Genomic DNA, 7,155 nt, shown 5'->3' on the forward strand with positions numbered 1-7,155 from the left:
TCGAGTCCAGCGCCCACCCGGTGCTCGTCCAGCCCGTCAACGAGATCGTGGACGAGGCGGGGGCGGAGACGGTCGTCAGCGGCTCCTTGCGTCGCGAAGAGGGCGGTCTGCGGCGGCTGTTGACGTCGATGGCCGAGGTGTTCGTCCGGGGTGTGGCCGTGGACTGGGCGGGTGTCCTGCCCGCCGGTGCCGANCGGCGCGGTCGTCGGACGGCCCGACTCCGGCGGTTTCATGACGACGTCGCGGTGGTCCCTGCGCTCGCAGCCGTGGCTGGCCGAGCACGTGGTCGGCGACGACGCGGTGCTGGTGCCCAACGCGGCCCTGGTGGAGCTGGCGGTCCGGCTCGGCGACGAGGCCGGGGCTCCGGTCGTGGCGGAGCTGACCGTCGAGCGGCCGGTCGTACTGCCGGTGCGCGGCGGCCGGGGGGTCCAGACCGTGGTGGGTGCCGCCGACGACAGCGGGCGGCGTACCGTCGAGGTGTACTCGCGTGCGGACGCCGCCGCGCTGGACGCCGCCTGGACGCGGCACGCACACGGCACGCTCGCGCCCGCCGCCCCGGCGGTGGACGGCGAACGGCCGGCCGACGGACCGGGTGCCGAGGTGGCTCTCGGTGAGGCCGTCGAGGACGCCGAGCGGTTCGGCGTCCACCCCACCCTGCTCGACGCGGCGGTCCGCACGGCGCTGCCCGCCGGGTCCCTCGCGGTCACCTGGCGCGGGGTCAGCCTGCGGGCGTCCGGCGCGACCGCCGTCACCGTACGGTCGGCGCCGGCCGCCGGGGAGGGTACCGGGCTCGACCTGACCGACCCGGCCGGGCGGCCCGTGCTGACCGTGGCAGCGGTGCTGGCCGAACCGTTCGACCCGGCGCGCGCCGGAGTCGCCGAGGCGCTCACCCACGACGCCCTGTTCCGCGTCGACTGGACGCGGGTTCCGCTGCCCGGGAGCGACGGTTCACCGTCCGTCGTCACCGTACGGAACGCCGGGGACGTCACCGCCGGCGCGGCGGACGCGGACGCCCTGCTGTACGTCGTCGACCCCGCACCGGGTGACCCCCGGGCGGCCCTCACCGACGCGCTGGCCGTCCTCCAGGCGTGGCTGGCCGGACCCGCGGCGGAGCACACCCGGCTGGTCGTGGCGACCGGCACGGACCGCACGGACCTCGCCGCGGCCGCCGTCCGGGGGCTGCTGCGGTCCGCGCAGTCCGAGCATCCCGGCCGGGTCCTGCTGGTCGAGTACGACGGCCCGGACGAGGGGCCGGACGGCGACGAGGCGGTCCGTGCCGCGCTGCCCGGTCTGCTCGGCTCCGGGGAACCGGCGGTACGGATACGGGCCGGGGGAGACATCGAGGTGCCCCGGCTGGCGCGCGCCGAGGTCACCGCCGCGCAGAGCGGCGCCCCGTGGCCGGGCCGGGCACTCGATCCGGACGGGACCGTCCTCATCACCGGCGGCACCGGCACACTCGGCGCGCTGACCGCCCGGCACCTGGTCACCGCACACGGTGTCCGCCGGCTGCTGCTGCTCAGCCGGCGCGGCCCCGGCGCGGACGGCGCGGCCACACTGGCCGAGGAACTGACCGCGCTGGGCGCCACCGCGACCGTCACCGCCTGCGACACCGCCGACCGGGACCAGCTCGCGGCCGTCCTGGACGCCGTACCCGCCCGCCATCCGCTGACCGCCGTCCTGCACACCGCCGGTGTCCTGGACGACGGCGTCGTCACCGCGCTCACCCCGGGCAGCGTCGACACCGTACTGCGGCCCAAGCTGGACGCGGCCCTGCTGCTGGACGAACTGACCCGGGGCCACGACCTCGCGGCGTTCGTCCTGTTCTCCTCGGCCGCGAACGTCTTCGGCAATCCGGGCCAGGCCAACTACGCCGCCGCCAACGCCGCCCTGGACGCGCTCGCCCACCGGCGCCGCGCCCAGGGGCTGCCCGGCGTCTCGCTCGCCTGGGGCTACTGGGAGCGGACCAGCGGCATGACCCGGCACCTGGGCGCCGCCGACCTGCAACGCAACCGGCGGCTCGGCATGGCGGCGCTCTCCGAGACCGAGGGCATGGCGCTGCTCGACCTCGCCCTGCGCCCCGGCACCGGGCTGCCCGCCGCCCTGGTGGCCGCCAAGCTGGACCTGCCCGCCCTGCGCGCGGCGGCCCGTACCGCACCCGTGGCACCCCTGCTGCGGGGCCTCGCGCCCGCGCCCCGCTCACTGACCCGCGCCACCGGCACCGGCGACCACGGCAGTCTGCGCGACCGCCTGACCGCGCTGGACCCGGCGGCCCGGCCGGCCCTGCTGCTTGACCTGGTCCGGCGGCACGCCGCCGACGTGCTCGGCCACGGCACCGCCGACGCCGTCCGCGCCGACCGGGCCTTCAAGGACGCCGGGTTCGACTCGCTGACCGCGGTGGAACTGCGCAACCGGCTGGCGGCCGCCACCGGGCTCACGCTGCCCTCGGCGATCGTCTTCGACTATCCCAAGCCCACCGCGCTCGCCGAGCACCTGCGCACCCGGCTCCTCGGCGACACCCCCGCCGCCACGGCACCCGCGGCGGGCCACGGCGCGGCCGACGAGCCGATCGCGATCGTCGCGATGGCCTGCCGTTTCCCCGCCGGGGTGCACAGCCCCGAGGACCTGTGGCGGGTCGTGGCCGACGGGGTCGACGCCGTCACCGAGTTCCCCGACGACCGGGGCTGGGACATCGACCGGCTCTACGACGCCGACCCCGACAAGGCCGGCACGACATACGTACGGCACGGCGCGTTCCTCGACGACGCGCCCGGCTTCGACGCCGCCTTCTTCGGCATCTCCCCGAACGAGGCCCTCGCCATGGACCCGCAGCAGCGGCTGCTCCTGGAGACGTCCTGGGAGGCGTTCGAGCGCGCGGCGATCGACCCCACCGCACTGAGCGGCCAGGACATCGGCGTGTTCGTCGGCGTCAACAGCCACGACTACGCCGTGCGGATGCACCACGCGACCGACACCGAGGGCTTCCGCCTCACCGGTGGTTCCGGCAGCGTCGTGTCGGGACGGGTCGCCTACCACCTCGGCTTCGAGGGGCCGGCCGTCACCATCGACACCGCCTGCTCCTCCTCCCTGGTCGCCCTGCATCTGGCCGCCCAGGCGCTGCGCAACGGGGAGTGCTCCATGGCGCTCGCCGGCGGTGTGATGGTGATGGGCAACGTGGAGACGTTCATCGAGTTCTCCCGGCAGCGCGGACTGGCCCCCGACGGACGCTGCAAGGCGTTCGCGGAGGGCGCGGACGGCACCGGCTGGTCCGAGGGCGTGGGCGTACTGCTGGTCGAGCGGCTGTCCGAGGCACGGCGGCAGGGCCACCAGGTGCTGGCGGTGGTGCGGGGCAGCGCGGTCAACCAGGACGGCGCGTCGAACGGCCTGACCGCTCCGAACGGGCCGTCGCAGCAGCGGGTGATCCGCAAGGCGCTGGCCGCCGCCGGGCTGACCCCGGCCGAGGTCGACGCGGTGGAGGCGCACGGCACCGGCACGGTCCTCGGTGACCCGATCGAGGCGCAGGCCCTGCTCGCCGCCTACGGCCAGGACCGTGCGGAGCCGCTGCGGATCGGGTCGGTGAAGTCCAACCTCGGGCACACCCAGGCCGCCGCCGGGGTCGCCGGCGTCATCAAGATGGTCATGGCGATGCGGCACGGTCTGCTGCCCCACACCCTGCACGTGGACCGGCCGTCCACCCACGTGGACTGGTCGGCGGGCGCGGTGGAGGTGCTCACCGAGGCCCGGGCGTGGCCGGAGACCGGCCGCCCGCGCCGCGCCGGCGTCTCCGCCTTCGGCATCGGCGGCACCAACGCCCACCTGGTGCTGGAACAGGCACCGGCGGACCTGCCGGCCACACCGGTCGCGTCGGACGGCCCGCGGACCGCCCCCGCCTCCCCGGACACGCCCGTCGCGGTGGACGGCCCACCGGCCGCCCCCGCCTCCCCGTCCTCCTCCCCGCCCGACTCCTTGCTCCTCTTCCCCGTCTCCGCCCGCACCGCCGCCGGACTGCGGGGTCAGGCCGGCCGGCTCGCGGACTGGGTGGTGGACCGGACCGGCACGCCGCTCGCGGCCACGGCACACGCGCTCGCCACCGCCCGCGCCCACCCCGACCACCGCGCCGTCGTCCTGGCCGACGACCGCGAGCGGCTCACCGGCGCCCTGCGCGCGCTCGCCGAGGGCACCGCCGGCGCGGACACCGTCACCGGCAGCCCCGCCGACGGCAAACTCGCCTTCCTCTTCACCGGGCAGGGCAGCCAGTGGGCCGGCATGGGCCGCGAACTCGCCGCCACGCACCCGGTGTTCCGCGACGCGTTCGACGCCGCCTGCGCCGCCGTGGAACGGCACCTGGACGGCCTCGCCCACCCCCTGCGCGAGGTGGTGTTCGCCGAGCCCGGCACCGAACGGGCCGCCCTGCTCGACCGGACCCTCTACACCCAGGCCGCGCTGTTCGCCCTGGAGACCGCGCTGTTCCGGCTCCTCACCTCCTGGGGCGTACGGCCCGACCTGCTCGCCGGTCACTCGGTCGGCGAGATCGCCGCCGCCCATGCCGCCGGCATCCTGGACCTCGCGGACGCCGGTGAACTGGTCGCGGCGCGCGGGCGGTTGATGCAGGCCCTGCCCGAGGGCGGCACCATGATCGCGGTCGAGGCGACCGAGGCCGAGGTGGCACCGCTGCTCGCCCGGGCCCCGGGCACCGTCGGGATCGCGGCGGTCAACGGGCCGCGGGCCCTGGTGCTGTCCGGCGCGGAGGACGCCGTACTCGCCGTGGCCGGGCGCCTCGCCCAGGACGGCCACCGCACCCGCCGGCTCACCGTCAGCCACGCCTTCCACTCCGCGCTGATGGAGCCGATGCTCGAAGACCTGCGCGCCGTGGCCGCCCGCCTCCACTACCGGCCGGGCACCGTGCCCGTCGTCTCCACGCTCACCGGCTCGCTCGCCGACGACGGGCTGCTCGCCACCCCCGACTACTGGGTGTCCCAGACCCGGCACGCCGTGCGGTTCGCGGATGCCGTCACCGCCCTGCGCGACCAAGGCGTCGTCACCCACCTCGAACTGGGCCCCGGCGGCGTCCTGAGCGCCATGGCCCTCGGCACCCTCGGACCGGACACCCGCGGCTGTATCACCACGCTGCGCCGGGACACCGCCGAGGACACCGCCGTGCGCACCGCGCTCGCCGAACTGCACGTGCGGGGCGTGCCGGTCGACTGGACCGCCGTCCTCGGCCGCCCGGACCCCGCCGTCGGCCCCGACCTGCCCACCTACGCCTTCCAGCACCAGCGGTACTGGGTCGACGGCACCGCCGCCACCGACGCCGAGGCGCTCGGCGCCCGGTCCGCCGGCCACCCGCTGCTGGCCGGCGTCGTGGAGGTCCCCGACGAGCAGGGCGGCATCGGCACCGTCCTCACCGGCCGGCTCTCCGCCCGCAGCCCCGGCGCCCCCGTCGACGGGCAGACGACCGAATCCGCCGGCCTGCTGCTGGAACTGCTGGTCCGGGCCGGTGACGAGACCGGCGGCGGCACCGTCGAGCGGATCACCGTCGACGCGCCCCTCGTCGTCCCCGGCCACGGCGACCTCCAGCTCCGCGTCTTCGTCGACGCTCCCGGCCCCGACGGGGCGCGCGGCGCCACCGTGCACAGCCGGCCGGCCGGACACGAGGGCGAACCGTGGCTCCGGCACGCCCGTGCCACCCTGACGCCCGGCGTCCCGCCGCACGCCTTCGACCTGCGCACCTGGCCGGACCAGCCCGCCGAGACCGGTGCCCGCACCGGGGTGCGTGGCGGGTGGCGGCAGGACGGCCGCATACTCGCCGACATCGCGCTGCCGCCAGAACTCGGCGACCAGGCCGAGGCGTTCACCCTGCACCCGGTCCTCCTCGACACCGCCCTGCGGATCGCGGCCGGGGCCGAGGACGGCGTCGTCTCCCTCACCGAGTGCGCCACCCTCACCGTGTACGCGGTGGGCGCCACCGAGCTGCGGGTACGCGTCACCCCGGCCGCCGACGGCCGGCACCTGGTGGAGCTGGCGGACCCCGACGGCCGGCCCGTGGCCCTGCTCGGCCCGGTCGCCCTCACCGCCACCGCCACCGCCGGCACCGGCACCGATACCGGTGCCGGTACTGCTGACGACACCGTCACCGCTGAGGGCACCGCCCCCACCAACGGCCACCGCACCACCCCTCCGGACCCCCTCACCACCGGCCCCGACGCCCTCACCACCGGCCCCGACGCCCTCGGCCGGCGCGTCATCCGGCGCACACCCGCCGCCGACGGCGACGGACTGGCCGCCCGGCTGGCCGGTCTCGCCGACGCCGAACAGCGCCGCGTTCTGCTGGACCTGATCCGGGAGAGCGCCGCGGTCGTCCTCGGCCACCGGGACTCGGACGGCTTCGACGAGGGGCAGCCGTTCAAGAACCTCGGCTTCGACTCGCTCACCGCCGTCAAGCTCCGCAACCGGCTCCATGACTTCACCGGCGTCAGCCTGCCCAGCAGCCTGGTCTTCGACCACCCGACCCCGGACCTGCTCGCCGACCACCTGCGCGGCGAACTCCTGGGCCTGCGCCCGGAGACACCCGCCGCCGCCCGGCGCGGCACGGCCGACCCCGACGAGCCGATCGCCGTCATCGGCATGAGCACCAGACTGCCCGGCGGCATCGACAGCCCCGAGGAGCTCTGGCGGCTCGTCATGGACCGGCGCGACGCCATCTCCGGCTTCCCCACCGACCGTGACTGGGACATCGACCGGCTCTACCACCCCGACCCGGCCCACCCCGGCACCAGCTACACCCGGGCGGGCGGCTTCCTGCACGACGCCGCCCGGTTCGACGCCCAGCTCTTCGGTATCTCGCCGCGCGAGGCCCTGGCCATGGACCCGCAGCAGCGACTGCTCCTGGAGACCTCCTGGGAGGCCATGGAACGGGCCGGCATCGACCCGCTGTCCACCCCCGGCCAGGACATCGGCGTGTTCACCGGCATCGTCCACCACGACTACGTGACCCGGCTGCGCCAGGTCCCCGAGGACGTCCAGGGCTACACCATGACCGGCACGGCCGGCAGCGTGGCCTCGGGCCGGGTGTCGTACGTCTTCGGCTTCGAGGGCCCCGCGGTGACCGTGGACACCGCCTGCTCGTCCTCGCTGGTCGCCATGCACCTCGCGGCGCAG

The 7,155-nt window shown here is 76.3% G+C and carries 1 protein-coding gene; it reads left to right on the forward strand.

The window, feature by feature from the left end; translation table 11 throughout:
• Positions 1-186 precede the first annotated feature (186 nt).
• Positions 187-7,155: SDR family NAD(P)-dependent oxidoreductase (locus ABEB00_RS28030; protein ID WP_345623202.1), on the forward strand; the 6,969-nt coding region annotated here is incomplete at its 3' end.

Origin of the sequence: Streptomyces ziwulingensis, from assembly GCF_039542605.1 — a bacterium.
Classification (GTDB): domain Bacteria; phylum Actinomycetota; class Actinomycetes; order Streptomycetales; family Streptomycetaceae; genus Streptomyces; species Streptomyces ziwulingensis.